This window comes from Zavarzinia sp. (assembly GCF_049306435.1).
Taxonomy (GTDB): domain Bacteria; phylum Pseudomonadota; class Alphaproteobacteria; order Zavarziniales; family Zavarziniaceae; genus Zavarzinia.
Map to the genome: position 1 here is coordinate 1 of NZ_JBAQRT010000243.1, position 2,799 is coordinate 2,799.

Annotated in this window: 7 protein-coding genes; all 7 read right to left on the reverse strand. The window is 68.3% G+C overall.

Features of this window, described 5'->3' with window-relative positions; genetic code table 11:
• Positions 1-129: 129 nt before the first annotated feature.
• Positions 130-753, reverse strand: coding sequence for a phage protein GemA/Gp16 family protein (locus tag WAZ62_RS14185; RefSeq protein ID WP_422644195.1), 624 nt, complete (start codon positions 751-753; stop codon positions 130-132).
• Positions 753-1,097 carry a hypothetical protein gene (locus tag WAZ62_RS14190; RefSeq protein WP_422644189.1) on the reverse strand — a complete coding sequence of 115 codons (345 nt, stop codon included), beginning with the start codon at positions 1,095-1,097 and terminating at the stop codon, positions 753-755. The genes WAZ62_RS14185 and WAZ62_RS14190 overlap by 1 nt, the downstream gene beginning before the upstream one ends.
• Positions 1,097-1,825, reverse strand: a complete 729-nt coding sequence (locus tag WAZ62_RS14195; RefSeq protein WP_422644190.1) for a DUF7168 domain-containing protein — start codon at positions 1,823-1,825, stop codon at positions 1,097-1,099. The genes WAZ62_RS14190 and WAZ62_RS14195 overlap by 1 nt, the downstream gene beginning before the upstream one ends.
• Entirely contained in the window at positions 1,818-2,129 is a 312-nt protein-coding gene (locus WAZ62_RS14200; RefSeq protein WP_422644191.1) for a hypothetical protein, read from the reverse strand. The genes WAZ62_RS14195 and WAZ62_RS14200 overlap by 8 nt, the downstream gene beginning before the upstream one ends.
• Entirely contained in the window at positions 2,122-2,301 is a 180-nt protein-coding gene (locus tag WAZ62_RS14205; RefSeq protein ID WP_422644192.1) for a hypothetical protein, read from the reverse strand. Before WAZ62_RS14205 ends, WAZ62_RS14200 begins: the two co-directional genes overlap by 8 nt.
• Positions 2,302-2,303: 2 nt before the next feature.
• The gene (locus tag WAZ62_RS14210) at positions 2,304-2,540 is read right to left on the reverse strand and encodes a hypothetical protein (protein WP_422644193.1); all 237 of its coding nucleotides are present in this window, start codon (positions 2,538-2,540) and stop codon (positions 2,304-2,306) included.
• Positions 2,541-2,544: 4 nt separating this feature from the next.
• Positions 2,545-2,799: hypothetical protein (locus tag WAZ62_RS14215; RefSeq protein WP_422644194.1), on the reverse strand; the 255-nt coding region annotated here is incomplete at its 5' end.

Consider the following 2,799-nt stretch of genomic DNA (forward strand, 5'->3'; position numbering starts at 1 on the left):
GCCTGCGGGTCCTCCCCGCCCTTGACCAGCCGGGCGAACTCGGCGCGCGCCTTGCCGGGGCGGTCGGCGGGCCGCTTCGGGACCGCTTTCCAGAAGGCCTCGAAGGGCGCTCGAAGTTGGATCGGGAGGTCAGCCACGGGCGCCTCCCTTATGGGCGCGGATCAGATTGCCATAGCGGCGGATCACCTCGCGCCGCGAGATCCTGTCCTGGCAGACGATGCGCGTGAGCTCCTCCTGGATGGTGGCGTCTTGCACCGCCACCAACTGCTCGAACTGCGCGGTGACCAGCGCGGTTTCGGCCTCGTCGACCGTGCACCCCGGCTTGACGTCCCAGCCATGCCGGCGGCCCATGTCGCGCAGCGCCTCGATGATCGAGGAGGCCTGATGCGGGGTGACCCACTGCAGGGCCTCGATCCGCAGCTGGCGCTTGGCGAAGGCGGCGATCGCGGCTTCGCTGGGGCTGTCGACCGCGCCCAGGTTCCACAGGCTCAACCACAGTGCGCGTATCTTGCGGGCGTGATCGCTCTCCGCCAGGGCGCGGCCCCGGGCTGGCTGCTGCCGCGCCCCGGCACGGCCCTTGATCGCGTCCAGCGCCTTGCCCAGCTCGGGCAGCGTGAGGTCGGCCGCCGATTTCTTGCCGGTCGCGTTGGCGATCACTTGGCGCCGCAAGTCGTCGTCCATGCCCTGCTTCTTGGCTTCGGCATGGATCGCGGCGATCAGCGACCGGCGCTTGGCGGGATCGGGGGCGGCCATCAATTTACCGTCTCCCCATCGGCCGGCGAGGCCGGAATGCCCATTTGGGCCAGGAACATGCTGCTGTGTCCGTAGGTCTTGGCATGCTTGACCAACGCTCTGATGAACATGTCGATGTCGGCCCTGCCCCCAGGTAGCCAGCACCGCGCGAGGGCGTCGGCCATGCGGATCATGAGAGCCGTGCTTTCGGGGATCGCGATCGTGCGACCGACACTGCCTTGGCCGTCGTAGGCAACCAAGGCGATGAACCCGACACCGCGGGCCAGGCAGGCCTTGCTGAGCTCGGCCAACTTCGGCGCCACTTCGGCGTCGTACCAGTCTTCATGACTGACATGATCTTCCATCACTGCCTCCCGATCATCTGCGGCTCGGCCGCTTCGCCGGCTATGGCATCCGTCACATTGATGCCGTCGGCGGCGGCCTCCCCGGCCCAGAAGCCCTGCCGCCGGATCCTTTTTTCCCAGGCACGGAACGTCTTCCTTGCGCGATCCTGCTCCGCCTTGGTGAGCTCGGGCTCCGCCGCCGCCACTGCCGTGCGCGCAGCCGGTTGCAGCGGTAAACGATGCCTGAAGACATCCAGAACCTTGGCTGCCAGCCGCCCGCATAGGCCCTCGGTAAAGGCCGCCATCTCCTCGCCCCGCGTCTTGCGACTGCGCTTGAGGCGCCATGTCTTGGTGGCCCGGAAATCGGCCTGTGCGCGCCGTATCGCCCACTCCAGCAGGACATACAGGTATTCGGCCAAGGCGACGTCCGAGGGACGGCCCGTGAAATGCAGGGTCACCTTGAGGCGGCCGGCGGGATCGCGGTGCGAGTAGGTTAGGCGATAGGTCGCGCCGGATATCCGCTCGATCGCGAAAACGACCCGCGAGTACGGCCATTTCGTTTTCGACCGGGTGATGCTCACCCGCTCGCCATCGACCGAGTCAATGTCGTCCGGGTCGATGCCATGGGTCGCCATGATGCGCTCGGCCGCCGCCATGGCGCTCGCCGCCTCCGGCTCGGTGCAGCCGGCTGCCGTCGTCTTGGCGAGGAGCGCGCGCAGCTTTGCCTTGATGCTGTCGGGATCAGCCATTGAGCGGCCCTCCAATGGTGTATGTCTGGAAGCCGTCGCCCGCATTTCGCCTGGCCATCGTTCGGAGCTGCGCGGCGCGGCGCTGCACGTCCAGCTGGCGGGCGAGGATGCGGCGATGCCGGGCGTCCACGACATGGCCCAGCATCTGACCTTCGAGCGACGCGAGGGCGGCCAGCATCGCGTTGGCGGCGGGCAACGTGCCGAAGGCCTTCGCCGTCTCAACCGCGGCCGCCCACATGGCATCGGCCAGCGCGACAGCCTGCGCCTCCAACTCGGTCTGGAGCATCTGCTCGCGGTCACTCATAGGACAGGTCCTCCTCGTAAAGGCAAAGCACCACCCCCTCGGCCTTGCCGGCCTCGACGGCCAAGGCCATGTCCTCGGCGGCTTCGGCGCACTCCATCGGCGAGACCAGCAAGGCCTGCGCCTGCGGGTTGGCGTTGATCGACGTGATGATGATCATCAGGGCCTTGATCATGATCAGGCTCCCGCCGCGCTGGTCAGCGCAGGACTGTTGGCCTGCAGGCGGTACTGACGCGCCATTTCGTTGAGCTTGCGGCGCCTGGGATCGGCGGCGCGCAGCTGCGCCGCCTGGCCCTCGTGCCAGTCGGCCAGCCACCCGTAATAGGCCCTTGTGCCGGCCGGGTGCGGGTTGGTCGACACCGGACGCCCCTGCTGCGCCGCGACGCGGCCATCCATGTTGTGAGGGTTGATCATCGGGTCACTTCCTTTGCGGATGCCTGAAGGTCGATTTTTCGATCGGTTGGTGACCGCCGAGGTCGAGGCGGGCGCCGCCCTCGACGGTGCCGGCGTAGGCGGGCGGGCAGCGGGTGATGCGGCCGGCGGCCAGCGCCTCGTCGATCAGCGAGCGCTCGACGGGGGCGGGCAACAGAACGGGCGCCTTGTTGCTCGCCTCCGGCGGCGCGGCGGCGATGCGAATAACCGGCTTCTTCGGCTCTGGCGCTGGCTGCGGCGG

Coding starts and splice junctions, on each gene's coding strand:
- WAZ62_RS14200 (WP_422644191.1), bottom strand. CDS start 2,129: ATGAGTGACCGCGAGCAGATGCTCCAGACCGAGTTGGAGGCGCAGGCT.
- WAZ62_RS14195 (WP_422644190.1), bottom strand. CDS start 1,825: ATGGCTGATCCCGACAGCATCAAGGCAAAGCTGCGCGCGCTCCTCGCC.
- WAZ62_RS14185 (WP_422644195.1), bottom strand. CDS start 753: ATGGCCGCCCCCGATCCCGCCAAGCGCCGGTCGCTGATCGCCGCGATC.
- WAZ62_RS14205 (WP_422644192.1), bottom strand. CDS start 2,301: ATGATCAAGGCCCTGATGATCATCATCACGTCGATCAACGCCAACCCG.
- WAZ62_RS14190 (WP_422644189.1), bottom strand. CDS start 1,097: ATGGAAGATCATGTCAGTCATGAAGACTGGTACGACGCCGAAGTGGCG.
- WAZ62_RS14210 (WP_422644193.1), bottom strand. CDS start 2,540: ATGATCAACCCTCACAACATGGATGGCCGCGTCGCGGCGCAGCAGGGG.